This is a genomic window from Chryseotalea sp. WA131a, from assembly GCA_025370075.1.
Taxonomy (GTDB): Bacteria; Bacteroidota; Bacteroidia; order Cytophagales; family Cyclobacteriaceae; genus ELB16-189.
Window position 1 is genome coordinate 2,667,373 of sequence record CP073016.1, and the last position, 24,851, is coordinate 2,692,223.

The following is a 24,851-nucleotide window of genomic DNA, read 5'->3' on the forward strand; positions in this document are numbered from 1 at the left end:
TTAGATTCCTGATTTTAGAATGAAGGTGCTACTCTAAAATCTTACAATAATTGTACGTTGGGTCGATGTTGATGAATACATCTTGGCGCGACTTACTAAACCACTTGCCAATGGCTTTGTCTCTTTTCTCCGCCAAGGCGGCCGATTGAATGCGGTGCCAGTCATCTTTTAAATTAGCTTGGTGCGGAGGCACCTTCGTTTTATAGTATAGAATGCGCATACCTTCTTTTCCATCATCGGTGCGGTACGCAATTGGCTTAGAGATGGTTCCCAACTTCATGGTATCAATTGCCAAGTAAACGACTGGATCAATATCGCGAAGCGAAACGTTGATACCTCCATCAGGATCGGTAAAGTAGCCACCACGGCCTTTGGTTTCGCTATCATCTGAGAATTGCTTGGCGGCATACTCAAACTTGATACTGTCTTTCACAATTTTTCTCCGCAAGCTATCTAAGAATTTTTCTGCTCGATTAATATCTTCCTTCGATGGATTGCCCAACAATAAAATGTGGCGTGAATTATACTCGTTGCCGCGTCTGTCAATCAACTGCATGATGTGGTGGCCAAAGGAGGATTTGAAAGGCATAGAGATTTCGCCTTTGCGAAGTTTAAATGCCATGGCTTCAAACTGAGGTACCATCGCTCCACGCCCCACAAAGCCCATCTCGCCACCGTTTTGTCTGGCACTTGGGTCTTCCGAATATTTCAATGCCAAATCATTAAAACTTTCTCCCGCCAAAATTCTATCGCGGAGTTCGCTCAACCTTCGCTTGGCTTCGTCTTCTTGTTGAGAACTTATTTTAGCGATACGAACGATCTGGCCAATCTGCACATCTGAAGAATAAAAGGGTAAGCTATCCGTTGGTATTTTATTGAAGAATCGCTTTACTTCTGCCGGTGTCACTTTCAACTCTTTGGTTATTTTTTGGGTCATCTCACGCGCAAGCAATTGCTCGCGTATTTGATCGCGAAGTTCCAATCGGATTTGATCCATGCTCTTGCCATACCTGCGCTCCAACTCTTCGGGCGCATTGCCAGAGCTTTGCAAAATCATGCCCATGCGCTGCGTGGTGTTCTGATCTACCTCTAGATCGGTGACCGTAACCGAGTCAATCTCTGCCTTGGCCACCATCAGTTTATTCATGATCAACCGATTGAAGATTTGGCACTTCATCTCATCGGTAGCCGGATTGCCTTCTGCCACCGCACCTTGGTAGGCCTGCTCCAACTCCGACTTAATCACAATGTAGTTATCTACTTTGGCAATGATCTTATCCACTACAAATCCTGTTTTGTCTTGGGCATGACCAATCATGGTCGCCAAGCAAAAGAGACTAGCGATTGAATACTTCAAACTCTTTTTCTTTAGCAGCATTTTCATAAATTTCATCTTCTAATTTCTTGGCAAGTTCTACTTTCCGTTTGTTCAAAATAATATTGCGAATATCTTCTTTCACAAAATCAATAGGCGAAGCATTGTCAGAAATCTTGTAAGCATTTATCTTCAAGAAATATAAATAACTTGCATCGCTAGTTTCGTAATAATTATAGCTGCGGAGGAATTGTATTTTGTTCGGGATATCGGCCAGTGGTGAATTGGCGGCCAGCTTGTCGAACTCAATCCAAGTAGAGTCAGGCAATTGATAGGCTTCAGTAAACCCGAGGCAATAGGATTTTAGCTCACTCCTATCTTTTGGCTTAGTGGAAAAGAGCAAATCTTTGATGCGCTGTGTGCGCGGTGCCGTTTTAGCCACTTTGATATAAGCCCCTTGAATAATGTTTTGTTTCAAAATAAAATTATCCAAATGCTCTTTGTAATAAACCTCTAACTCTTGCTGGGTAACACTATCGTTTAGGTTTTTATTGATGTAATAATTTTGAAATTCGTAGCCAATCAAGCTATATCGGTAGTCGAGTACTTTGCGTTCTACTTCCGCTTCGTTGATGTCAATGTTTTTGGCTGCTTCATTCAATAGCAATTGTTTGCGAATCCAACTGTTGACATAGGCCGAGGCGCGCGCTGCGCTGTCTTCTTTTGTGCTTTCAGAAGAAGCAATGCCGCGCAATTCATCAGCATACAGATACGTTTGCCCCACACGTGCCACTTCTTTTCGTGCGGCATCCCCAGCACTATTTCCTTTCATGCGAATGATGTCGCACGAAAAGACAAAAAGCCAAATAGACAATACAAGTAGGTAGGTTGTTAGTTTCATTTACTTTTTAACCAATTCTGCCAAAACCATTTTCTTTCCTTTGCTAGAAACGGAAACGGGGTATTTCTTTCTCAGCTTTTCTAACCATATTTTCTCCAACTCGGCCTGATAGTCGGTAATGATAGATGCTTTGGATTCTTCAAAAGTTTTAAGGCCTGGCAACACCAGTTGCTGAATCTCCACCAGGTAATAATTGCTTTCTACCTGTGTTTCGTGCAGCCCTACCACCCAGCTTACTTTATCAATAATCTTGCTATCGCCTTTTTCATACTTGCGAAAAGATTGAACCGACTTAAACTTTTTTAAGAATGCTTCCGAAATGGTATCTCCTTTCTCCACCTTCCGCTTAAATTCGTCAATGGGGCTTTTATCGGTGGCTGTAAAAATCCGTGCCTCTACCCGCTCTTTGGCTTGAAACTTATCAGGATGTGATTGGTAATAGTTTCGCTGGCCTAAGGTATCTTCGGAAGCTTTGTTCCAAATTTTTTTTTCCATGATTTCGAAAAACAAAATGCCTTCGCGGTATTCGGTTAGGAGATTTTTAAATTCTGGTTTGTCTGATTTAAGTCGTTCCTCCTCCAAATCGTTCATTGATTCGTCCACAAAAGTGGTGTACAATTGCTCTAGGTAATTTTTAGGGTTCATACCATTGGGGGCTTGGTTGATGGAGATGAATTTTACCACATCGCTCACGCGCAATTCCTTTCCTTGCAACGCTGCAATTTTCTTCTCCAACAAAAGTGAACTGCCCGAAAACTTCCATTTGCCTTTGTTAAAGGAAGAATCGGCCAACGCAAAAAATTCCCTTTTTACTTCCTCTACCTCTACAAAACCCATGTCCTTTTTTCTCTTTGCATTTAATGCCTGCTGCGAGATTTGCAAACGCTCATCGCGAGCCACTCGTTTTTTCAAAGAGGCTTCCAATTCAGCATAGGGTGGCAACGGAATTTTTTTCTCCAATCTTATCAAATGCCAGCCAATGGCCGATTGGAACGGATCTGAAATGTCGCCCGGATTTTTAAGCGAAAAGGCCATGCGCTCGAATTCAGGAACGGAGGCCAACGCACCTACGCCAAATGGCCGAAGTTTGCCGCCAACATCTTTCGTGCTGGCATCTTCTGAATATTCTTTGCACAGATCATTCCACGCACGACCGGCCTTTAGTTGTTCGTAGATTTCTAAAATAGTGTTTTTTACTTTTCCGTTTTTATCCTTTTCAGCGCGAAGCAAAATATGCGAAACTTCAACTTCGCCACGCGCAGGTTTTTTGTCGATTACTTTGATGAGATGATACCCAAAACGTGTGCGAACGATAGGGGAAAGCTGACCAACATTTGTTTGATATGCTGCTCTCTCAAACGGATACACCATCTGCATAGCGGTAAAGTAACCCAAATCGCCACCATTGTATTTGGCTGATGGATCCTCGGAAAGTTCGCGTGCCAGTTTTTCAAAATCTTCGCCAGCCAAAATCCGTTTGCGTATGTCTGCCATCTTTTGGTAAGCTGTCAACGTATCGCTTGGAAAAGCATCTTCCTTTAAGCCAATCAAAATATGAGAAGCCCGCACCTCTTGGGTGAGGTTTTGATAGGTCTCTTTGGCCAATTGATCAACCACGTCTGGCTCGGCCCGGTAGGGTTTCTTTAAATCTTCGCGGTACGTTTTAAATTCTTTTGTAAATTTTTTGGTGGTATCCATCCCCAAGGCACGGGCTTCGGCCACTTTTAGCTTAAAGTTGGTGAAGAGATTGATGTATTCGCTGATTTTACTTTCCGTAAATTCTTCGGGGCGGTTTTGGTGGTTCTTTTTATAGAGGTACACAAACTCATCGGTATAAACGGGCTGTTTGTTGACCGTAATGAGCGGAACGGGCTGTTTGTTTTTTTTAGTTTGAGAAAAAGCCTGAACCGAAAAACCGGTAAGAATCAAAAATAATAGCCTAGTGCGCATTTCTAAAACAGAATAAGAACGCAAAAATACGCCTAAATTTTTGAATGGAAAGGCTGAATTTTAATTGATTAATACCTTGATTTAAAGACAAAAGCGGTGTTAAAACACCGCTCTTACCTAATCTTGAAAAATTTGCTTCTACAAACCCATCACTTGTTTATCCTTCGGGTATTTCACTTCAAATTGATAACTCAATTTTCGGGTTTCGTTTGCTTTTAGATCCAACTCCCACACCAGCTTACCGTTGGTTTTGTTGTACTTGGCTCCTCCTGCATTTTGAAGCGAGACATCTATTTGGGTATTCTGTGATATCGGCACCTGATCTTCTACTACAATTTTGATCGACTCGCTTTTGCTATTGCGAACAGAAATTTCGTATGAATAACTTTCCTTTTTGGTAGAGCCCACAAAATTGCGCGAAGTGAGGTCTTTCAATTTTTCGCGCTTCACCACAATCCGCTTATCGCGCCCAAGCGAAATGGAAAGAGTGTCTTTGATATTGTTGGGGTCAATAAACGACTTACCCACAAACGTTCCCTCAAAGAAGATATTTGCTTCGCCTGGCAATAAACTGAATTCTTCCCAGCCCGTGGCTCGTGCTAGCAAGAAAGCATCGTTATCCAACTTGGGTGCTACCGAATACACATAGTCTGACTTCATTTCATAATTACGAATATCAACCGTGGTTGCTTTTGCTGCCGACACAACCGTATAAGGGAGTGAAATGTCAAACTCGGTATTGAGTGAAGTTTGAATAGTGGAAACGTAATCCGCTACTGAGGAAGCAACAGAGGCTGCCATGTCAGCATCCATTTTTGCCATTTCCATGGAGGGTGCACCCGCCATAGCTCTTTCCTTCTTCTTGTCACCAAAGTAACCCATCCTAACAGGCTGATAAAAATCCAAGAACCAAGAACTCAATTCAGGTTTCAATCCACTTTGATTTGGATTGGCCGTAGACAATTTCAATTTTACGTTCTTCCACTCCTCGCCCGTACTTTGAAATACATTGGCTTTGTAACTCAACTGCACCGGATTTTTGGTATTGATGGCTCTCAAATCATACACCGGATACCACCCCGCATTCGCCACTACATAGTTTACGTCCAAATCCACCGCAGTAGCCGCTTCTGCCGAAAGGCTCACCACAATTTCACTCGTGCCTCTATTATACAATTCATGGTGTTCGTTAATCTGATTGTTCAGTTTGCCCATGCGTTCATTAATCTTTTTTATTTTCTCGTCTTGCTTCATGCGTGCAGCAACAATATCGCTCAAACGACTTCTATAAAAATCGGCCATCGCTTTTAGTTCAGCCACCGTTATGTTTTGATTGGCACTTCCAATTTTTTGGTTGCTTAGGAGCATTTGTTCTTCTTTAGTAAGAATCTCCTTCTGGCTTTGTTCCAACAAAAGTTGACGTTGAAGTATTTCCACTGAGTCTTTCAACACGCGCAATCCCTTTGGCAAATTGAATTCATTCAAATAGTTTTGCTGATGGTTGATTCCCAAAATAACAAAACCCCCTTTGCCCGAAACCTGAATGCTGGTGGGATCGAGTTGAGCAGTCAATCCGCGCAATACGAGATTAGTTCGACCCACTTCAATGCGGGTTTTTACCTCGCGTGTTACTTGTGCTTTGTTTAAAAACACGGTCACTTCTGTGATTTTTGAGTCGGTTGGTTTTTCGGTTTGGGCAAAAGCCGTAAAAACGCCCGCTACCAAGGCAATAGTTAAAAATTTATTCTTCATGGAATTCATTATTTGTTTTAAGCTTAGATGCTAACCAAATCAAAATTCCATAATTAAACTGACAACTTTATTGAAAGTTTGCCTTAAATTCATTGGTGAATAGCATCAAATCTATTTTTGTATCTTTCGGATACAATATTCATGATATGGGAGAGGCAGTAAAATCTAAAATCTACCAATTAGTGGATTCGATAGGTGATGAAAATATACTTCAACAAGTAATGGAGGATGTCGCTTTTTATGCTTCCAAAAAAAATGAAATGGACTTATTGACAATTGAACAACATGCAGAATTGAATGAGGCCATTAAGGAAGCTGATGCCGGGGAAACAATCACTTGGGATGAATTTAAATAAGATATGAATGGATGGAAGAAGCGAGCAGAAAAGAAATAATTATTACCAAACGGTTTCGTAAGGATACCGACCGAGTATTTCACTATCTGCTAAGTAACTTTTCCTCGAAAATAGCTCTATTGTTTTTAGATAAAATCCAGGAAAGGATTGATTTAATTTCGAATCACCCTGCCATTGGCAAACCCTCCCCTAATCATCGGAATATTAGAAGCATTATGGTGAAGCCTTACAATCTTCTTTTTTATCGATATAATAAAGTTACAATTCTTTGTTTATTCGATATGAGAAGTAATCCTGAAAAAAACCTTATTAAAAATGATTGAATCTGTTTTTACTTATAGTTCGCTCAAGCAGTTTGCATTTGATGTTTTCAAAAAAATAAATTGCACGGATGCCGATGCACAACTCGCTACCAACGTTTTACTAAGTGCCGATTTACGCGGCATCGATTCGCATGGCCTCGCACGCTTGTCTGGCTATGTGCGCTTGTGGGAAGCCAAACGGGTGAACAGTCAGCCGAAAATTAAAACCGTTCATGAAACGCCCAGCACAGCAGTGGTGGATGGCGACCAAGGCCTCGGCTTGGTGGTGGCACCTCATGCCATGAACATTGCCATCGCAAAAGCAAAACAAGTTGGCACCGGTTGGGTGGCGGTAAAAAACTCCAATCACTTTGGTATTGCCGGCTATCATTCCATGATGGCCTTGGAGCATGACATGATTGGCATTTCGATGACCAACGCAAGTCCCTTAGTAGCCCCTACTTTTTCGATTGAGCGATTGTTGGGAACAAACCCCATTTGCGTGGCCATACCGGCTGATAAGCAACCCCCATTTGTGGCCGACTTTGCCACCACCACTGCTGCCAACGGTAAACTTGAGATCTTACAACGAAAAAATAAAGAAGCACCGCAAGGCTGGATACAAACCAAAGAAGGTAAACCCAGTACGAATCCGAATGAATTGAAAGATGGTGGCGCGCTTATTCCATTGGGCAGCGACTTTGAGCATGGCAGCCACAAAGGTTTTTGTTTGGGCGCGTGGGTCGATATTTTTTCTGCCGTGCTAAGCGGTGCCAACTACGGGCCGTGGGTCCCACCATTTGTAAGTTTTCTGGCTCCAACTGCCGATCCGGTAGGAGAAGGCATCGGTCATTTTTTTGGAGCGATGCGCGTAGATGCTTTCCGCCCGGCAAGTGAATTTAAACAACACATGGACAATTGGATTTCTCGCTTTCGCGAAGCCAAAACGATGGAGGGGTACGACAGATTAATAATACCTGGTGACCCCGAGCGTGAAGCTGAAAGTAAACGATTGAAAGAAGGCATACCACTAAATGAAAAAGTGGTGAAGGATCTACAGCAACTCGCTCAGAAATTAAATCTTGCTTGGAAAAACTAAAAAGAAAAGAACACGCGGAATACCCAAGGTGACGCAAACGCACGGTCGGCCTGATTATAAAGCACATCGTATAGTCCTATTGCATTGATTGCACCACGGCCACCCAGCGGTTGCGAGTAACCCAAACCTAAAAGCATGCGGTTAAAACTTCTGCGTTCGCTTCGGTTAATGAAAGTAGGGGTAGAAATGTAATTGTACTCAGCATAACCAAAAAACTGCCCACCAAAATTGTAACGCGCAAAGGGGCTAACACCATATTGGTCTAAGTTGATCCCTAAATCAGAATAACTGGTCCGTTGCCAATTGATGCCTGTACCTACCGAAAATTGTGGTTTCACCATATAACCAATGATTGGGTTGAGTGCGATGAAAAAATAATTGTTTCCAAATCCATCTCGCCCACCACTTAAGCCAAAACCACCACCAAAGTAACCACGCTCTTTGAAGGTATGTGGCGTTTCTTCATCGATTGTCCGTTGCGCAAATGCAGAATATGCTACCAAACCAAAAACTAACACAACCACTAACTTTTTCATATCGGTATTGATTTTAATCTTCTTCCTGAATGATAAAAATGTCTTCCTTTTCTTTCTTCATCAAGTACTTTTCACGAGCAAACTTCTCCAATAGTTCCTTATTCGTCAACAGCTCTTTGCGGTCTTCTTCCACTTCCTTTATTTTGGCTTGATAATATTGTTTCTCTTTTTCTAAGGTGCGCAACTTAGATCCAAGTTTGAAGCGGGAAATCAAATCGTTGGAATCCAAAAAGATCATCCATACCAAAAAACAAAGCCCGGTAACCCAATAGAAGTTCCTAAAAATGGGAGGTAAACGTTTCATTGTTTAAAACACTTTGACAATAGTTTAAAAAATATTCTATCATTCATTTTTGATCTACGAAAAGTAAGTGATTTATTTGGTTTCAATCATGGTTATCAAATGAATCATTGATATGTTTAGTCAAACAAGTCAGACGAGTTTCCTACAAGTCCTTTAACCCCAACATCATGGTCAAAAATGAATACTAAAGTAGGCAAAATTTGGTAAAATGCTAGCAAACAAAAAAAAGCCGAAGGTCTCCCCTCGGCTTTTCAAGTATAAGTTTTTCTCGGTTAAAACTTCTTGCCCGGAAAATACGCCACTTCACCCAATTCCTCTTCAATGCGGATGAGTTGATTGTATTTCGCCATCCGATCTGAGCGGGAGGCAGAACCAGTCTTGATTTGACCACAGTTCAAAGCTACCGCTAAGTCGGCAATCGTATTGTCTTCGGTTTCACCGGAGCGGTGGCTCATGATGCTTTTGTACGAATTTCGTTTGGCCAAATTCACGGCATCAATTGTTTCGGTCAACGATCCGATTTGGTTTACCTTAATTAAGATCGCATTGCCCACGCCTTTGTCAATTCCTTCTTGCAAGCGTTTCACGTTGGTTACAAACAAATCGTCTCCTACCAGTTGTACTTTCTTACCTACGTTGTCAGTCAATGCTTTCCAGCCAGCCCAGTCGTCTTCGGCTAAACCGTCTTCAATGGAAATGATCGGATACTTCTTTGTCCAGTTCGTCCAGTACTCGGCCATCTCCAACGGTTTCAATTTTTTACCAGACGATTTTTTAAATGTATAGGTTTTGGTTTTGCTATCGTAAAATTCGGAGGCGGCAGGATCTAGTGCAATCATGACATCCGAACCGGGTTTGAAGCCAGCCTTTTCAATAGCCTTCAATACAATCTCAATCGCTTCTTCGTTTGACTTGATATTAGGTGCAAAACCACCTTCGTCACCTACGTTGGTAGATAGACCTTGGTCATGCAATACTTTTTTCAACGTATGGAAAATCTCTGCACCCATGCGAAGTGCTTCAGAGAAAGTCTTCGCGCCTACGGGCATGACCATAAACTCTTGAAAGTCGATCGAGTTATCAGCATGGCTACCACCATTTAAGATATTCATCATTGGTACGGGCAACGTGTTTGCGTTCACGCCACCGATGTAGCGGTATAATGATTGGCCTGCTTCCATGGCTGCCGCCTTCGCAACAGCTAATGAAACACCTAAAATCGCATTAGCGCCCAATTTTCCTTTGTTAGGTGTACCATCAAGCTCGATCATGATTTTATCGATCAACGACTGATCGAAAACAGGGAATCCAACTACTTCTGCAGCAATCTTGGTATTGACATTATCAACGGCCTTCAATACACCTTTGCCCATGTATTTTTTCTTGTCGCCATCGCGCAGTTCCACTGCTTCATGCGAGCCAGTGGACGCACCCGAGGGCACAGCCGCGCGACCAAATGCACCTGATTCTGTTACTACATCAACCTCTACGGTTGGGTTTCCACGGCTATCAAGTATTTGACGTGCGTGGATGCTTTCGATTAAACTCATAAGTGGATGTTAGATTTTTAGATGTGAGATGTTAGATTTATGTTATCGATTTAAGATTTAGGTTTCTTTTGATTTAAAGTCTTTAACGATGCAGCAAATATTGCAGTCAATTCATTCGATTCTTTTGTTAGCAATTCTAGCTCTTTGTCATCCTTTTTTAATAGCTCAACATCAGCCAGAAAGGTTAACCAGAAATGACTTTCATCAGCTTCCTCCAAAACTGTTTTTATCTTATTTGTGAAATCCGCATCAGATTTTCCTCTATTTGCGGCTCTATAATTTGCAGCTACCGAAGATGATGACTTTAATAATTGGTAAGTGATAACTTTTGCGGCTTCTGATTTTGGCAACCTATTCATCAACTTAAAAACATTAATGGCAAATTGTTTTGTCCTCGCCATTAATTCAAATTTGTCCATAAGCAGATGTTATATATTTTGATTTTAGATGTTAGGTGTCAAAACTAGATTAGGTTTATTGGGAAAACTATTGTTTTCGAGTACACCACAGTCCAAATCTAACATCTTACATCTCACATCTTAAATTTTAATCATTGCCAGAAACTGGTCAAAAAGGTATCTGGAATCATGCGGCCCTGGCGAAGCTTCTGGATGATACTGAACTGAAAACGCTTTTTTATTTTTCAACCGAATGCCCATGATGGTTTCGTCATTCAAGTGTACGTGCGTCACCTCTATTTCGGGGTGTTGCTCCAAGCCCTCGTTCTTTACTGCAAAGCCATGATTTTGCGAAGTCATTTCTCCCAAACCGGAGACCAAATTTTTTACAGGGTGATTGAGCCCTCGATGACCATGGTGCATTTTGAAAGTGGTCAGTCCTCCAGCTAAAGCCAGCAACTGATGACCTAGGCAAATTCCAAAGACGGGTTTATCGGCCGCCAACATTTCTTTCACCGTCTTAACGGCATAATCCATTACTGATGGATCGCCCGGGCCGTTGGAGATAAAATAACCTTCGGGATTCCACGCATTCATTTCTGTAAAAGGTGTTTTCGCTGGGAAAACTTGTACATAGCAACCTCGCTCAGCTAAGCTTCTCAAAATATTGGTTTTGATGCCCACATCTAAGGCCGCAATTTTTATGGTTGCTTTCGCATTGCCAAAAAAGTACGGCTTCTTGGTGCTCACCACCGATGACAACTCCAAGCCATCCATCGAAGGTACTTTCTTCAATTCTGCTTTCAATTGATCGGGCGTCAACTCTGAGGAGATGATGGCATTTTGTGCACCTTTGCTGCGGATGTGGCGTACCAACTTGCGCGTGTCTACATCGGCAATACCTACGACATTGTTTTTTTCTAAATACTGCTGCAGACTTTGCTTCGAAGTTTTGCGGCTAAAATCATCGGAGAATTCATTGATCACAATACCTTTGATCATGGGCGCGGCCGATTCTTGTTCTGCCTCTACCGTTCCGTAGTTACCGATGTGAGCGGTGGTGTTCACAATGATCTGCCCATAATACGAAGGGTCGGTGTAGATCTCTTGGTAGCCCGTCATGCCCGTGTTGAAGCAGATTTCGCCACCGCTGGTTCCTTTTTTTCCAATGGCGCGGCCTTCTACCAGCAGGCCATCTTCTAGCAATAAGTAAGCTTTATTTTGCAAGGTGAGGTTTGTTTTAAAAGGTTAACAAAAATACTTTTCGGATTGATACTGTCGCTAAAAACGCGGTTAATTCTTTCCGCATTCGATGTAAATAGGGCATAAAAAAAGGGATTGAACTCTCGCTCAATCCCTTTCTATATTTTAGGCCATCCACTATTCGTCTTTTTTAGATTTTTTAGTGGCTTTTTTTGGCTTTTCCTCGGTTTCGTTTACTTCGCCCTCCACTTTGGCATCTTCTACTACGCCTTCTGCTTTCTTGGCGCGACTTCTTCGTGTTTTGGTCTTCTTTTCAACACCATCTTTTTTGTAGATGTCGTTGAAGTCAACAAGCTCCATCATACACATGTCGGCTGCATCACCTAAACGAACTTCGCCCAATTTAATGATGCGTGTATAACCACCTGGACGGTTAGCAATACGACCCGCCACTTCACCAAACAAAGCCTTGATAGATTCTTTGTTTTGCAAGTATGCAAACACCGTTCTGCGCGAATGTGTAGTGTTATCCTTCGATTTGGTCAGCAAAGGTTCCACATATTTTCTCAATGCTTTTGCTTTTGCTACCGTGGTGGTAATGCGCTTGTTTAAAATAAGCGATGATGCCATGTTGGATAACAACGCATGACGGTGCGCTGATTTTCGGCCAAGATGGTTTACTTTCTTCCCGTGTCTCATTAGTCTTCTTCTAATTTGTATTTTGCCAAATCCATTCCAAAGGTCAAGTTCTTATCGGCCACCAATTGCTCAAGCTCGGCCAATGATTTCTTACCAAAGTTGCGGAACTTCATCATGTCTGAAATATCCAATCGTACCAAGTCGCCAAGTGTTTTTACTTCGGCAGCTTTCAAACAATTGTACGCGCGCACCGACAAGTCCAAATCGTGAAGTTGTGTCTTCAACAACTTGCGCATGTGCAACATTTCTTCGTCAACCTGCTCTACCTCGCTATCTTTTGTTGTTTCTAATTCAATTGATTTGTCAGAGAATAAACGGAAGTGCTGGATCAAAATGAACGCTGCGCCTTCCAATGCCTTTTCTGGATGGATAGAGCCATCGGTCTCAATTTCAATCAACAATTTTTCGTAGTCAGTTTTCTGCTCAACGCGCGTGTTTTCTACACTGTACTTTACATTCTTAATCGGTGTAAAAATCGCATCGATGGGAATGAAGCCGAATACTTGCTCGTTGGGTTTGCTTTCCTCTGCAGGCAAGTAACCTCTGCCTTTCTCAATCATCAACTCGATTTCGAAATGTGCAGCCTCGTCTAAATTACAGATCACGTGGTCTGCATTCAAGATTTCGAAGCCAGAGGTAAACTTAGCGATATCTCCTGCTTTGAATTGCTTTTGCTTCTTGATATTGACTACTACTTTGCTATCGTTGCCTTCGCCTACTTTGCGGAAGCGAACTTGCTTCAAGTTCAAAATGATTTCGGCTACATCTTCTACTACCCCTTCGATGGTAGAGAACTCATGAAGAACACCTGGAATTTTAATACCGGTGATCGCGTACCCTTCCAAAGACGACAATAAAATTCTGCGTAATGCATTACCGATAGTTACTCCGTACCCTTTTTCCAAAGGTTTGAAAGTAAAGAAGCCATGGAAATCATCTGATTTTTCCATCACCACTTTATCTGGCATTTGAAATGCTAATATTGACATATTGGTTTTATTACTTGTTAGAATTACTTAGAGTACAATTCGACAATCAACTGCTCGTTGATATTTTCAGGAATATCTTGGCGTGGCGGCAAGTTGATTAATTTGCCCTCCATCTCCTTTAAATCCCACTCCAACCAGTTGTATTTTTTTGCACCTTGTATGGAGAGTGAGTTATTGATGGCTTCCAATGACTTTGATTTTTCGCGCACCGCTACTTTATCGCCAGGGCGCAAAAACGATGAAGGGATATTCATTACTTCACCATTTACTAAAATGTGTTTGTGCACAACCAATTGGCGAGCTGCTCTTCTGGTAGGAGCAATGCCCAAACGATACACGGTATTGTCTAAGCGAGACTCCAACATTTGAAGAAGCACTTCACCGGTTACGCCTTTTTTACGAGACGCCTTGATAAATGTATTCTCAAATTGGCGCTCTAAAATTCCATAAATGAAGCGTGCCTTCTGCTTCTCTGCTAACTGCAAAGCATATTCCGATTGCTTGCGCTTTTTTCCTTTTCCATGTTGACCTGCAGGATAGCTCTTTTTTGCCAATGTTTTTGCATCGCCAAAAATCGGTTCGTTATACCTTCTAGAAATCCTGGTTTTGGGGCCGGTGTACCTTGCCATATCTTGTTCTTAAATTCTTTATCTAAAATCTTACTTTTAAACTCTTCTCTTTTTAGGAGGACGGCAGCCGTTGTGCGGAATGGGTGTGAAATCACGAATGATCGTTACTTCTACGCCACATGCCTGAATGCTGCGGATAGCAGACTCACGTCCGGCACCGGGGCCCTTCACAAAAACTTCTACTTTGCGTAAGCCTAACTCAAATGCTTTGGATGCACACTCTTGAGCAGCAACCTGTGCGGCATAAGGAGTGTTTTTCTTAGAGCCTTTGAAGCCCATCTTTCCAGCCGATGCCCACGAAATCACCTGTCCGGTGCTATTGGTCATCGAGATGATGATATTGTTGAAAGTAGCGTGCACGTGTGCTTGGCCAATGGCTTCCACATTTACTACGCGCTTTTTGCTTTTGTCTTTCTTCTTTTCAACTGCAGGTGCTGCCATACGAAAAGTATTATTGTTTAGTTGTTAACCTTTAACTGCTTTCTTCTTATTCGCTACTGTCTTACGCTTGCCCTTACGGGTACGTGAGTTGTTTTTTGTCTTTTGGCCACGCACTGGCAAACCTTTGCGGTGACGAAGTCCACGGTAACAACCGATGTCCATCAATCGCTTGATGCTCAATTGCACCTCCGATTTCAACGCACCTTCAATGCGGAATTGCTCTCCTATGAGTGAACGAACCAAGTTCGATTCTTCATCGGTCCAATCTTTCACCTTTTTATCCAAACTGATTTTAGCTTGGGATAATATTTTTTGAGCTGACCTGCGGCCAATTCCAAAAATGTAGGTAAGGCTGATCTCGCCTCTTTTGTTATCCGGAATATCTACACCAGCAATACGTGCCATAATTATCCTTGTCTTTGTTTATAACGTGGGTTCTTTTTGTTGATTACGTACAATTTTCCTTTGCGTCTGATGATTTTGCAATCAGCGCTTCGTTTTTTTATGGATGCTCTTACTTTCATATCGTTGCTCTATTACTTGTATCTAAACGTTATCCTGCCTTTGCTCAAATCGTATGGAGACATCTCTAATTTTACTTTGTCGCCTGGTAAGATGCGGATGTAGTTCATCCTCATTTTACCCGATATGTGAGCCAACACCTCATGGCCGTTTTCTAACTGCACTTTAAACATGGCATTAGACAACGCCTCTAAAATTGTTCCGTCTTGCTCTATCGACTTTTGTTTCGCCATTTATAACTATAACTCTCTTCTAAGTACTCGTGTGTTGTCAAAATCTCAGTGCCATCCTTATAGATCGCCACCATGTGTTCGAAGTGAGCCGAGGGTTTGTGGTCGTACGTTCGAATCGTCCAACCATCCTTCTCTTGCACCACTCGTTTTGTTCCCATGTTGATCATGGGCTCAATGGCGAATACCATTCCTGGCATTATCTTAGGCCCCTTCCCTCGCTTTCCGTAGTTCGGCACTTCGGGGTCTTCGTGAAGGTCTTTTCCTACTCCGTGTCCCACCAGTTCCCTCACTACTCCATATCCAAACTTTTCTACAAAACTTTGGACCGCAAATCCGATGTCACCTATTCTATTTCCGGCTTTCGCTTGTGCGATGCCGAGATAGAGCGATTCGTACGTTCGGTTCAGCAAACTCAACACCTCTTCGCTTGCACCTTCCAAGGGATAGGTATAAGCTGAATCGCTGTGAAAGCCTTTGTACTTCACGCCACAATCAATGGCTACCACATCTCCTTCTTTCAATTCGTAGTTACTCGGAAATCCGTGTACTACCACATCGTTTACCGAAATACAAAGGGAAGCTGGAAACGACCCATTGTAATTCTTAAAGGAAGGTATGCCGTTGTTGTCTCGTATATACGCTTCGGCAATTTCATCCAGTTTTTTCGTTTTCACTCCAGGCTTTATGGCCTTGGCTACTTCCGCATGAGTCTTGCCCAAAATTTGAGCACTCTCCTTAATAATCTGAATGTCCTCTGCCGATTTGTAGTGAACCATTCAACTTCAAGCCGCAGCAAACTGAGAACGTCCTTTAACTCTGCCAGACTTCATCATTCCTTCGTAGTGGCGCATCAATAAATAGCTTTCTATTTGTTGAAGCGTATCCAACACCACACCCACTAAAATGAGCAATGATGTTCCACCGTAGAAATAGGCGAAGTTTTGGGTGATGCCGGCCTTCACCGCAAAAGCAGGAAGGATAGCAACAGCGGCCAACAACAATGCGCCTGGCAACGTAATCTTTGATAAAATGCTATCTATAAATTCGGCAGTTTGCTTGCCCGGTTTGATACCTGGAACGAAACCACCGTTTCTTTTCAAATTGTCAGCAATGTCATTGGATGGAACGGTGATCGCTGTGTAGAAAAATGTAAACACAATGATCAACGTTGCAAATAAGGCATTGTATTGCCATGAAGTAAAGTCAGCAAACGTAGAACCCACGTAAGCACTCACATCACTGTCTTGCCAAATTTGCGCAACCAAAGGAGGTAAAAACATTAACGCCTGTGCGAAGATAATGGGCATTACACCAGCTGAGTTCAACTTCAATGGAATGAAGTCGCGCTTGCCACCGTATAATTTATTTCCTACTACCTGCTTTGCGTATTGAACCGGAATTCTGCGAACCGCCTGTGTTAAAGCAATCACACCCACTACTACAAAGAACAAAGCAAGAATTTCTAATATCAAGGTCAATCCACCACCTAAACCTTTCGCATCAGCCTCTTGATAGATAGCTGCTGGGAAGCGAGAAACAATGCCAATCATGATCAACATGCTGATACCATTACCAATTCCCTTGTCTGTAATACGCTCACCCAACCACATACAGAACATAGTGCCGGCCACAATGATGATCATCGAGGAGATGGTAAAGAACAAACCGGGATTGATAATCGCCTCATCGTTCACCGTAGCTCTCAAGTATCCATACGACTGAGCGGCCGTAATGAAAATGGTTAATACGCGTGTGAACTGATTCAATTTTTTTCTTCCGCTCTCGCCTTCCTTCTGCATTTTAGCAAAGCGCGGCACAGCTACCGTTAACAACTGCACCACAATAGAGGCAGAGATGTAGGGCATAATGCCCAACGCAAAAATGGAGGCGCGACTGAACGAACCACCCAAGAATGTATTCAAGAAATCGAAAATACCGCCTTGGTTACCTGTTAATAAATTAGGATCAATGCCAGGCAATACAATGTATGAGCCCAAGCGGAAAATAATCAAGAACCCAATCGTATTGATAATACGAACGCGAAGGTCTTCGATTGAAAAAATGTTCTTTATGGTGGTAAAGAAACGCTTCATTTATTTTACAGTTGTGGCGCTTCCGCCTGCGGTTTCAATTGCTTTTGTGGCGGTTTCAGAAAAAGCGTGTGCCTCAACATTCACTTTCGCTTTCAATTCTCCTCTGCCTAAAATTTTTACTCTGTCTTTTTTGCCTACGATACCATTATCAATCATCAATTGAACATCGATAGCGGTAGCGCTGGTCTTCTGTGCCAATGCCTCGATCGCATCTAAGTTAATGGCCTTGTATTCAACGCGGTTTAAGCTTTTGAAACCAAACTTAGGAACGCGTCTTTGAAGTGGCATCTGACCACCTTCAAAACCAAATTTGCGTGCATAACCAGAACGTGACTGAGCACCTTTGTGTCCACGGCCGGCAGTACTACCACCCGAACCTTGACCACGGCCAAGTCGCTTGTTGTTTTTTGTCGAGCCTTCTGCAGGCGATAATGTGTGCAGTTTCATTTTATAACTCGGTTACGCTTACTAAATGACTTACTTTTTTTACCATTCCTTTGATTTGCGGAGTAAGCTCCACCTCAACTGTTTGGTTTACTCTTCTAAGACCCAATGACTTCATTGTCAATTGTTGTGTTTCAGGTCTCTTGATAGTGCTACGGGTTTGTGTGATCTTAACTTTTGCCATCGCTTTCGCTTTTAAAACTCCGTTGATTATCCGTTAAATACTTTTGATAACGATACGCCTCTATTGCGTGCAATAGTTTGCGGATCACGCATGCTGGTCAATGCTTTGAAAGTTGCCTTCACCACGTTGTGTGGATTCGAAGAACCTTTCGACTTTGCCAACACGTTATGCACACCAGCACTTTCCAACACGGCACGCATCGCACCACCTGCAATTACACCTGTACCAGGCGAAGCCGGCTTTAACAATACAAAGCCACCGCCAAACTTGCCCAGCGATTCGTGCGGCACTGTTCCTTTGATAATCGGCACTTTTACCAAGTGCTTCTTGGCATCATCAATACCTTTGGTGATGGCGTCCGTTACTTCATTGGCTTTACCCAAACCGTACCCTACCACTCCATTACCATCGCCTACAACTACAATGGCTGCAAAGCTGAATCGTCTACCACCTTTCACCACTTTCGCTACGCGCTGAATGGCTACTACTTTTTCTTTTAAATCAATTTCGCTGGCTTTTACCGTACTGACGTTGCTCTGTGTCATGCTATTAAAATTTTAAACCTCCCTCTCTGGCACCTTCTGCCAAAGCCTTGATATTACCATGATATAAGTAACCGTTGCGGTCGAACACTACTTGTTGTATGCCGCTGGCCAATGCCTTTTCAGCTAACTTCTTTCCTACATTCTTAGAAAGCTCCACTTTCACTCCGCCCTTTTTGTCCAAGTCTTTGGAAGATGCTGCCAACAAGGTGGTGCCTTTGGTATCATCTATTACTTGTGCATAAATAGTGGTGTTGCTCTTGAAAACAGAAAGACGTGGCCTTGCCGCAGTGCCTTCCATTTTCTTGCGGATTCCTTTCTTAATCCGCTCTCTTCTGTTTTTAATATTTGGCATGACTTATACTTTATTTAGCAGCTGCCTTACCAGCTTTACGTCTTACAAATTCACCCATGTAGCGGATACCCTTTCCTTTATATGGCTCTACGCTGCGCAGTGATTTAATCTTAGCCGCCACCTGGCCGATCAATTGTTTATCAATACCTTCTAACGTAATGATAGGGTTTTGACCTTTTTCTTGGGTGGCAATCACCTTCAATTCACTAGGGACTGCGAAGATAATGCTATGTGAAAATCCTAAACTCAAATCCAACAAATTGCCTTGAGCCGTTGCCTTGTATCCTACACCAATTACTTCTAATTGGGTTTTGTATCCAGTGCTTACACCTTCCACCATGTTATTGATAAGTGAGCGGTATAAACCGTGCATGGCCCTGTGGCGCTTTTGCTCGGTCGGGCGCTGAACCAAAACTTGGCTTCCTTCCAAAGTGACTTTGAAATCTTTATCAATAACTTGTTTCAATTCGCCCTTCGGACCTTTTACAGTAACCTGATGGTCGCTATCAGAAAAGGTGCATGTAACACCTTTTGGAAGTTCAATGGGTAGTTTACCTATACGTGACATATCCTTTCAGCGATTAATAGATGTAACACAATACCTCACCACCAACATTGAGCGCCTTGGCTTCCTTATCGGTGATTACGCCTTTTGACGTTGACAAGATGGCGATACCTAAACCGTTCAATACTTTTGGCAATTCATCTGCACCACGGTATTGACGCAAACCTGGTGAGCTGACGCGGTGCAATTTGGTGATCGCAGATTCTTTTGTTTCTGGATTGTATTTCAACGCAATCTTAATGTTGCCTTGCTTGTTTTCCGTATCCTCAAACTTATAGTTTAGGATGTACCCTTTATCGAAAAGTACTTTCGTCATCTCCTTCTTTAGGCTAGACGCGGGCACTTCTACAATACGGTGGCGCGCTTTGATAGCATTGCGTAACCGGGTCAAATAATCTGCAATAGGATCTGTTGTCTTCATTTCACTCTACTTTTTAAAAAGCAAGCCCCGGGTTTTAAACGGGGCTGCAAAGATAAATAACAATTTTAGTTATCCAAACTGTTACCCGGTTTCGCTTTCAATGTTTGAGCCGCGACCTCGGTACTCAGCAACCAATATGTAGTACAATAACTCTCTTACCAGCTAGCTTTTGTTATGCCTGGGATTTTGCCCTCGCTTGCCAATTGGCGGAACTGGTTACGGCAAATGCCAAACTTTGACATATAACCTCTCGGTCTGCCCGTTAGCTTGCAACGGCTATGCAAACGAACTTTGGAAGAGCTTCTAGGAAGTTTATCCAAGGCTGCCCAATCTCCGGCCTCTTTTAGCGCGGCACGCTTTTTTGCGTAGCGCTCTACCAAGCGAAGCTTTTTCTTGTCTCTAGCGATGACTGCTAATTTTGCCATTCCTGTTTAGTTTTTAGTTACAAAAGGCATCCCAAATGCTTTGAGCAATTCATAGCTCTCTTCATCTGAAACTGCGGTTGTTACAAATGTGATATCCATACCGTTGATCTTGGTCACTTTGTCAATTGATATCTCGGGGAAGATGATCTGTTCCTTCACACCCAAGGTATAATTGCCACGGCCATCAAAACCTTTATCGCTGATGCCTTTGAAATCGCGCACACGCGGCAAGGCGATATTCATCAAACGATCCATGAATTCGTACATCCGATCGCCACGTAGTGTAACCTTTGCGCCAATGGCTTGATTGCCACGTAGCTTAAAGTTCGAAATGTCTTTCTTCGATTTGGTTGATACTGCCTTTTGGCCTGTGATTGTAGACAATTCCTCTACACCTGCTTCAATCAATTTTTTGTCAGCTACGGCTGCGCCAATGCCTTTGTTCACACAGATTTTCTCAATCTTAGGAACTTGCATAATTGATTTGTACTGAAATTTTTCTTTCAGTGCCGGAATAATCTCTTTGCTATATTTCTCTTTTAGTCTAGGCGTTGCCATATACTATTGCTTAATGAATTCTCCTGTTTTCTTTGAATAGCGCTGTAACTTACCCTTGCTATCAAGCTTGCGGCCAGTGCGTACCGCTTTGCCTGTACCGGGCTCTATCAACATCAAATTGCTAAGATGGATAGTACCCTCTGTTTTCTTAATACCGCCCTCCGGCTTTCCGGCAGATGGCTTTTGGTGTTTGGTAATGATGTTGATCCCTTCTACAATTGCCCGATTCTTGTCGATCAATATCTCCATAATCTTTCCTTCTTTGCCCTTATCGTTGCCAGAAAGAATTTTCACTGTGTCGCCTTTGCGCACATGAAGTTTTGGCTGCTTGTTAAATTTCCTTTCCATATTCTTATAGCACTTCTGGTGCCAATGAAATAATTTTCATGAATTGTTTTTCGCGAAGCTCACGTGCCACAGGGCCGAAGATACGAGTACCTCTTGGCTCGTCTTGCGCATTTAAAAGCACCGCTGCGTTATCTTCAAAGCGGATATACGATCCGTCTTTTCTTCTTACCTCTTTTTTAGTCCGAACGATCACTGCCTTTGAAACAGTGCCCTTCTTTATTTGGCTGGTGGCGATGGCCGATTTTACGGTCACTACAATTTTGTCGCCTACACTGGCTGTACGCCTGCGCGTTCCGCCCAATACGTGCATACACAAAACTTCCTTTGCACCACTATTGTCGGCTACCGTAAGCCTCGATTCTGTTTGTATCATGATTACTTCGCTTTTTCAATAATTTCTACCAATCTCCAGCGCTTCATTTTGCTCAATGGGCGCGTTTCCATAATGCGAACCACGTCACCAATACCAGCTTCATTCTTCTCGTCATGAGCCATAAACTTAGACGTTTTGGTCATGAATTTTCCATAGATGGGGTGCTTCACCTTTCTATCAATAGAAACGGTAATAGACTTTTGCATTTTATTGCTGGTCACTTTACCAATTCTGTCCTTTCTGAGGTTACGTTCGTTTTCTTGCGCCTGCTCCATGTGATTATTTTTTTGATTCCTTAGCTGTTAATTCTGTATGCAAGCGTGCAATAAGCTTGCGTGTCTCTTTAATGCGCATTGGATTTTCAATGCTAGAGATTTGGTGCGCGAACTTAATCTTGCGAAGATTTTCTGTTTCGCTTCCAATTTTCTCTTTCAATTCGGCTACAGTTAAGCCTTTAATTTCTGTGTTCTTCATCGTATTACTTTTCTACTTGTTCAACATAATCCCTGCGAACAGTGAACTTCGTCTTCAACGGAAGTTTTCCTTCTGCCAATGCCAATGCTTCTTTAGCGGTAGCCATTGTTACGCCACCTGCTTCGAATAAAATCGTTCCGGGTTTTACAACGGCCACCCAATATTCAGGAGCACCTTTACCTTTACCCATACGAACCTCGGCTGGCTTGCGTGTAATTGGCTTATCTGGAAAAATGCGAATCCAAACTTGTCCTTCACGCTTCATGGCACGGGTAAGAGCCACACGGGCAGCCTCTAACTGACGGGCGGTAATCCACGCTGGCTCTAGAGCCTTCAATGCAAATGAACCAAAAGCGATTTGGTGACCACGTGTGGCCAACCCTTTCACTTTGCCCTTTTGCATTTTTCTAAACTTTGTACGCTTTGGCTGTAACATGACTTGCTACCTTAAATATTTTAAACCTCAATTATCTTTTTCCGCCTCTTCTTGCTCCGCCACGATTGTCATCGCGATCGCTTCTTTCTCTTCTTTCACCACGCTCACCACGAGGAGGACCGCCTGGGCCTCTTCTTCTATCGCCACCGCCTTGTTGCGCTGGGCCTTTGTTATTATCCCCTCCGGAATTACTAACCATGCCGATGTTAGGCGATAGATCGCGCTTTCCGTATACTTCACCTTTGAAAATCCAAACCTTGATACCGATTTTACCATACACTGTTTGAGCTTCAGAGATTGCATAATCAATATCTGCGCGCAAGGTGTGCAAAGGAATACGGCCTTCTTTGTATTGTTCGGTGCGGGCCATATCGGCACCTGCCAAACGGCCACCCAATTTTACCTTGATACCTTCCGCACCTACACGCATGGTTGACGCAATTGCTTGCTTCATCGCTCTGCGGTAAGAAATACGTGCTTCCAATTGTTGTGCAATGGATTCGCCTACCAAACGAGCATCTAATTCTGGACGCTTAATTTCAAAGATGTTAATTTGAACATCTTTCTTGGTAAGGTTCTTCAATTCTTCTTTGATCTTATCTACTTCAGTACCGCCTTTTCCAATAACCACACCTGGACGAGCCGTGTGGATGGTAATGGTAATACGTTTTGAAGTACTACGCTCGATTACTACTTTGGAGATACCGCCTTTTTGAATGCGGGCATCTACATACTTGCGGATGGTGTGGTCTTCTACCAACTTGTCTGAGAAATCTTTGCCACCGTACCAAGCTGAATCCCAGCCACGCACGATGCCTAAACGTAATCCAACAGGGTTAATTTTTTGTCCCATTACTTTGCAGTTTCTGTTTGAACAGTTCTTTTTCTTTCTTTCGGCTCTTGTGCGGGCATACGATCTACGGTTAACGTAACGTGATTGGATCTTTTGCGAACACGGTGCGCACGACCTTGTGGTGCTGGGCGAAGACGCTTTAAAATTCTTCCGCCACCCACAAATACTTCTTTCACATATAGATTGGCTTCATCCAAATCAACGTCTGGGTTTTTAGCTTTCCAGTTTGCCATGGCCGAAGTCAAAAGTTTTTCCATCTTATCAGAAGGATGCTTGGCATCGTAACGCAAAATCGTCAACGCTTTGAAAGCATCTACGCCCCTGATCATATCCGCAATCAACCTCATTTTGCGAGGTGAAGTAGGCGCGTTGTTAAGGTATGCAGTAGAAGGGCCGGTTTTGGCTGCTTCTTTAATAGCCTTAAGTTTTGCTCGCTTGGCTACTGATCCTTTAATTTTCTTTTCTTTTTCCATTGCTCGCCTGATTATTTAGCGTCTGCCTTGTTATTACCACTGTGTCCTTTAAAGGTGCGGGTAGGTGCGAATTCGCCCAACTTATGCCCCACCATGTTCTCGGTTACATACACTGGAATAAACTTGTTTCCATTGTGTACCGCGAATGTGTGACCTATCAAATCAGGAGTGATGGTAGATCTGCGTGACCACGTTTTAATCACTGATTTTTTTCCAGCCTGCTCCATTACTTGCACTTTCTTGGCAAGACGGGCATCTAGGTATGGACCTTTTTTTATTGACCTTCCCATATTATTTCTTTCTTCTTGCTATAATTAAGTCATCAGAATACTTCTTCGGATGGCGAGTTTTCTTGCCTTTCGCCAACAAACCTTTGCGCGAACGCGGGTGACCGCCTGAAGCGCGACCTTCGCCACCACCCATTGGGTGATCGACTGGGTTCATCGCTACCGCACGTGTACGTGGACGGATACCTCTCCAACGGCTACGGCCTGCTTTACCAACGCTTTCATTCATGTGCTCGGCATTCGATACGGCCCCTACTGTTGCCATACAGTTTACCAATACATTGCGCATTTCGCCCGAAGGCATCTTCAAGGTAGCATACACATCTTCGCGAGCTACCAATTGAACAAACACACCTGCACTGCGTGCGATGGCAGCACCTCTGCCCGGCTTCAATTCCACATTGTGTACAACCGTACCCACGGGGATCTTTGAAAGCGGCAAGGCGTTTCCAACTTCAGGGGCAACGTTGTCTCCTGAATATAAGGTTTGACCTACTTTTATTCCATTGGGTGCCAAAATGTATGATTTGGCTCCGTCTGCGTAATACAATTTAGCGATGCGCGCTGTACGCGTAGGGTCGTATTCAATCGACTTTACCACCGCTGGGATGCCGAACTTATTTCTTTTGAAATCGATTAAGCGAATTTTTTGCTTGTGACCTCCACCGATGTAACGCATGGTCATTTTACCGCTGCTGTTACGTCCGCCTGACTTCTTCAGGGTTACTACCAATGACTTCTCAGGTTTTGATTCTGTGATATCATCGAACCCAGGGGCCAAACGATGGCGTGTGCCTGGGGTAATCGGTTTTAATTTTCTAAGTGCCATCTTACCTGAGAA

The 24,851-nt window shown here is 43.0% G+C and carries 38 protein-coding genes; 3 read left to right on the top strand and 35 right to left on the bottom strand.

Features of this window, described 5'->3' with window-relative positions; translation table 11 throughout:
* Positions 1-28 precede the first annotated feature (28 nt).
* The 4 genes from KA713_12040 to KA713_12055 all read right to left on the bottom strand — a co-directional run bounded on the left by KA713_12040 (position 29) and on the right by KA713_12055 (position 5,918).
* Positions 29-1,357 (bottom strand): peptidylprolyl isomerase, encoded by a 1,329-nt coding sequence (locus KA713_12040; protein ID UXE69113.1) that lies wholly within the window; start codon positions 1,355-1,357, stop codon positions 29-31.
* Positions 1,338-2,216 carry a peptidyl-prolyl cis-trans isomerase gene (locus KA713_12045; GenBank protein UXE65220.1) on the bottom strand — a complete coding sequence of 293 codons (879 nt, stop codon included), beginning with the start codon at positions 2,214-2,216 and terminating at the stop codon, positions 1,338-1,340. The genes KA713_12040 and KA713_12045 overlap by 20 nt, the downstream gene beginning before the upstream one ends.
* Positions 2,217-4,166 carry a peptidylprolyl isomerase gene (locus KA713_12050; protein UXE65221.1) on the bottom strand — a complete coding sequence of 650 codons (1,950 nt, stop codon included), beginning with the start codon at positions 4,164-4,166 and terminating at the stop codon, positions 2,217-2,219. It abuts the gene before it with no gap.
* Between the two features lie 138 nt (positions 4,167-4,304).
* Positions 4,305-5,918 carry a DUF4139 domain-containing protein gene (locus KA713_12055; GenBank protein ID UXE65222.1) on the bottom strand — a complete coding sequence of 538 codons (1,614 nt, stop codon included), beginning with the start codon at positions 5,916-5,918 and terminating at the stop codon, positions 4,305-4,307.
* 95 nt (positions 5,919-6,013) lie between these two features.
* Between KA713_12055 and KA713_12060 the strand changes: the two genes are divergently transcribed.
* The 3 genes from KA713_12060 to KA713_12070 are packed head-to-tail and all read left to right on the top strand — an operon-like array spanning position 6,014 to position 7,675.
* Positions 6,014-6,274: a hypothetical protein gene (locus KA713_12060; GenBank protein UXE65223.1), complete on the top strand. Its 261-nt coding sequence runs from the start codon at positions 6,014-6,016 to the stop codon at positions 6,272-6,274.
* An 11-nt stretch (positions 6,275-6,285) separates the two neighbouring features.
* Positions 6,286-6,597, top strand: coding sequence for a type II toxin-antitoxin system RelE/ParE family toxin (locus KA713_12065; protein ID UXE65224.1), 312 nt, complete (start codon positions 6,286-6,288; stop codon positions 6,595-6,597).
* Positions 6,590-7,675: an Ldh family oxidoreductase gene (locus KA713_12070; GenBank protein UXE65225.1), complete on the top strand. Its 1,086-nt coding sequence runs from the start codon at positions 6,590-6,592 to the stop codon at positions 7,673-7,675. The genes KA713_12065 and KA713_12070 overlap by 8 nt, the downstream gene beginning before the upstream one ends.
* Here KA713_12070 and KA713_12075 read toward each other — a convergent pair.
* The 31 genes from KA713_12075 to rplB form a co-directional block, all read right to left on the bottom strand.
* The gene (locus tag KA713_12075) at positions 7,672-8,211 is read right to left on the bottom strand and encodes a hypothetical protein (protein UXE65226.1); all 540 of its coding nucleotides are present in this window, start codon (positions 8,209-8,211) and stop codon (positions 7,672-7,674) included. The genes KA713_12070 and KA713_12075 overlap by 4 nt on opposite strands.
* Before the next feature lie 13 nt (positions 8,212-8,224).
* A complete protein-coding gene (locus KA713_12080; protein UXE65227.1) occupies positions 8,225-8,515 on the bottom strand; it encodes a septum formation initiator family protein in 291 nt (96 codons plus the stop codon).
* A gap of 272 nt (positions 8,516-8,787) precedes the next feature.
* A complete protein-coding gene (gene eno / locus KA713_12085) occupies positions 8,788-10,065 on the bottom strand; it encodes a phosphopyruvate hydratase (GenBank protein UXE65228.1) in 1,278 nt (425 codons plus the stop codon).
* A gap of 50 nt (positions 10,066-10,115) precedes the next feature.
* Positions 10,116-10,484, bottom strand: a complete 369-nt coding sequence (locus tag KA713_12090) for a four helix bundle protein (protein UXE65229.1) — start codon at positions 10,482-10,484, stop codon at positions 10,116-10,118.
* Between the two features lie 120 nt (positions 10,485-10,604).
* On the bottom strand, positions 10,605-11,690 hold the full coding sequence (gene carA, locus KA713_12095; protein UXE65230.1) for a glutamine-hydrolyzing carbamoyl-phosphate synthase small subunit: 1,086 nt from the start codon (positions 11,688-11,690) through the stop codon (positions 10,605-10,607).
* Between the two features lie 153 nt (positions 11,691-11,843).
* On the bottom strand, positions 11,844-12,365 hold the full coding sequence (rplQ, locus tag KA713_12100; GenBank protein ID UXE65231.1) for a 50S ribosomal protein L17: 522 nt from the start codon (positions 12,363-12,365) through the stop codon (positions 11,844-11,846).
* Entirely contained in the window at positions 12,365-13,354 is a 990-nt protein-coding gene (locus tag KA713_12105) for a DNA-directed RNA polymerase subunit alpha (GenBank protein UXE65232.1), read from the bottom strand. Before KA713_12105 ends, rplQ begins: the two co-directional genes overlap by 1 nt.
* A gap of 23 nt (positions 13,355-13,377) precedes the next feature.
* Positions 13,378-13,983 carry a 30S ribosomal protein S4 gene (gene rpsD / locus KA713_12110; protein UXE65233.1) on the bottom strand — a complete coding sequence of 202 codons (606 nt, stop codon included), beginning with the start codon at positions 13,981-13,983 and terminating at the stop codon, positions 13,378-13,380.
* Positions 13,984-14,019: 36 nt separating this feature from the next.
* Positions 14,020-14,424, bottom strand: a complete 405-nt coding sequence (gene rpsK, locus KA713_12115) for a 30S ribosomal protein S11 (GenBank protein UXE65234.1) — start codon at positions 14,422-14,424, stop codon at positions 14,020-14,022.
* A 24-nt stretch (positions 14,425-14,448) separates the two neighbouring features.
* On the bottom strand, positions 14,449-14,829 hold the full coding sequence (gene rpsM, locus KA713_12120) for a 30S ribosomal protein S13 (GenBank protein UXE65235.1): 381 nt from the start codon (positions 14,827-14,829) through the stop codon (positions 14,449-14,451).
* Between the two features lie 2 nt (positions 14,830-14,831).
* The gene (ykgO, locus tag KA713_12125) at positions 14,832-14,948 is read right to left on the bottom strand and encodes a type B 50S ribosomal protein L36 (protein ID UXE65236.1); all 117 of its coding nucleotides are present in this window, start codon (positions 14,946-14,948) and stop codon (positions 14,832-14,834) included.
* A 12-nt stretch (positions 14,949-14,960) separates the two neighbouring features.
* Positions 14,961-15,179 (bottom strand): translation initiation factor IF-1, encoded by a 219-nt coding sequence (gene infA, locus KA713_12130; protein UXE65237.1) that lies wholly within the window; start codon positions 15,177-15,179, stop codon positions 14,961-14,963.
* Positions 15,158-15,955 (bottom strand): type I methionyl aminopeptidase, encoded by a 798-nt coding sequence (gene map, locus KA713_12135; GenBank protein UXE65238.1) that lies wholly within the window; start codon positions 15,953-15,955, stop codon positions 15,158-15,160. Before map ends, infA begins: the two co-directional genes overlap by 22 nt.
* Before the next feature lie 6 nt (positions 15,956-15,961).
* On the bottom strand, positions 15,962-17,272 hold the full coding sequence (gene secY / locus KA713_12140) for a preprotein translocase subunit SecY (protein UXE65239.1): 1,311 nt from the start codon (positions 17,270-17,272) through the stop codon (positions 15,962-15,964).
* On the bottom strand, positions 17,273-17,719 hold the full coding sequence (gene rplO / locus KA713_12145) for a 50S ribosomal protein L15 (protein UXE65240.1): 447 nt from the start codon (positions 17,717-17,719) through the stop codon (positions 17,273-17,275).
* Position 17,720: 1 nt separating this feature from the next.
* A complete protein-coding gene (gene rpmD, locus KA713_12150) occupies positions 17,721-17,900 on the bottom strand; it encodes a 50S ribosomal protein L30 (GenBank protein UXE65241.1) in 180 nt (59 codons plus the stop codon).
* 26 nt (positions 17,901-17,926) lie between these two features.
* Positions 17,927-18,445, bottom strand: coding sequence for a 30S ribosomal protein S5 (gene rpsE / locus KA713_12155; protein ID UXE65242.1), 519 nt, complete (start codon positions 18,443-18,445; stop codon positions 17,927-17,929).
* Between the two features lie 4 nt (positions 18,446-18,449).
* The gene (locus KA713_12160; protein UXE65243.1) at positions 18,450-18,797 is read right to left on the bottom strand and encodes a 50S ribosomal protein L18; all 348 of its coding nucleotides are present in this window, start codon (positions 18,795-18,797) and stop codon (positions 18,450-18,452) included.
* Between the two features lie 10 nt (positions 18,798-18,807).
* Positions 18,808-19,365 carry a 50S ribosomal protein L6 gene (gene rplF, locus KA713_12165; GenBank protein UXE65244.1) on the bottom strand — a complete coding sequence of 186 codons (558 nt, stop codon included), beginning with the start codon at positions 19,363-19,365 and terminating at the stop codon, positions 18,808-18,810.
* A 13-nt stretch (positions 19,366-19,378) separates the two neighbouring features.
* A complete protein-coding gene (gene rpsH / locus KA713_12170) occupies positions 19,379-19,783 on the bottom strand; it encodes a 30S ribosomal protein S8 (GenBank protein UXE65245.1) in 405 nt (134 codons plus the stop codon).
* Positions 19,784-19,938: 155 nt separating this feature from the next.
* Entirely contained in the window at positions 19,939-20,208 is a 270-nt protein-coding gene (gene rpsN / locus KA713_12175) for a 30S ribosomal protein S14 (GenBank protein UXE65246.1), read from the bottom strand.
* 6 nt (positions 20,209-20,214) lie between these two features.
* Entirely contained in the window at positions 20,215-20,766 is a 552-nt protein-coding gene (rplE, locus tag KA713_12180) for a 50S ribosomal protein L5 (GenBank protein UXE65247.1), read from the bottom strand.
* Positions 20,767-20,769: 3 nt separating this feature from the next.
* Positions 20,770-21,114, bottom strand: a complete 345-nt coding sequence (gene rplX / locus KA713_12185) for a 50S ribosomal protein L24 (GenBank protein ID UXE65248.1) — start codon at positions 21,112-21,114, stop codon at positions 20,770-20,772.
* A gap of 4 nt (positions 21,115-21,118) precedes the next feature.
* Positions 21,119-21,487, bottom strand: coding sequence for a 50S ribosomal protein L14 (gene rplN, locus KA713_12190; GenBank protein ID UXE65249.1), 369 nt, complete (start codon positions 21,485-21,487; stop codon positions 21,119-21,121).
* Positions 21,488-21,489: 2 nt separating this feature from the next.
* On the bottom strand, positions 21,490-21,762 hold the full coding sequence (gene rpsQ, locus KA713_12195) for a 30S ribosomal protein S17 (GenBank protein UXE65250.1): 273 nt from the start codon (positions 21,760-21,762) through the stop codon (positions 21,490-21,492).
* 4 nt (positions 21,763-21,766) lie between these two features.
* The gene (rpmC, locus tag KA713_12200) at positions 21,767-21,961 is read right to left on the bottom strand and encodes a 50S ribosomal protein L29 (GenBank protein UXE65251.1); all 195 of its coding nucleotides are present in this window, start codon (positions 21,959-21,961) and stop codon (positions 21,767-21,769) included.
* Between the two features lie 4 nt (positions 21,962-21,965).
* Positions 21,966-22,397, bottom strand: a complete 432-nt coding sequence (gene rplP / locus KA713_12205; protein ID UXE65252.1) for a 50S ribosomal protein L16 — start codon at positions 22,395-22,397, stop codon at positions 21,966-21,968.
* Between the two features lie 31 nt (positions 22,398-22,428).
* On the bottom strand, positions 22,429-23,250 hold the full coding sequence (gene rpsC / locus KA713_12210) for a 30S ribosomal protein S3 (protein ID UXE65253.1): 822 nt from the start codon (positions 23,248-23,250) through the stop codon (positions 22,429-22,431).
* Positions 23,250-23,723 (bottom strand): 50S ribosomal protein L22, encoded by a 474-nt coding sequence (rplV, locus tag KA713_12215; GenBank protein ID UXE65254.1) that lies wholly within the window; start codon positions 23,721-23,723, stop codon positions 23,250-23,252. The genes rpsC and rplV overlap by 1 nt, the downstream gene beginning before the upstream one ends.
* 11 nt (positions 23,724-23,734) lie before the next feature.
* Positions 23,735-24,013, bottom strand: coding sequence for a 30S ribosomal protein S19 (gene rpsS, locus KA713_12220; protein ID UXE65255.1), 279 nt, complete (start codon positions 24,011-24,013; stop codon positions 23,735-23,737).
* A 1-nt stretch (position 24,014) separates the two neighbouring features.
* Positions 24,015-24,839, bottom strand: a complete 825-nt coding sequence (gene rplB, locus KA713_12225; protein UXE65256.1) for a 50S ribosomal protein L2 — start codon at positions 24,837-24,839, stop codon at positions 24,015-24,017.
* Positions 24,840-24,851 lie beyond the last annotated feature (12 nt).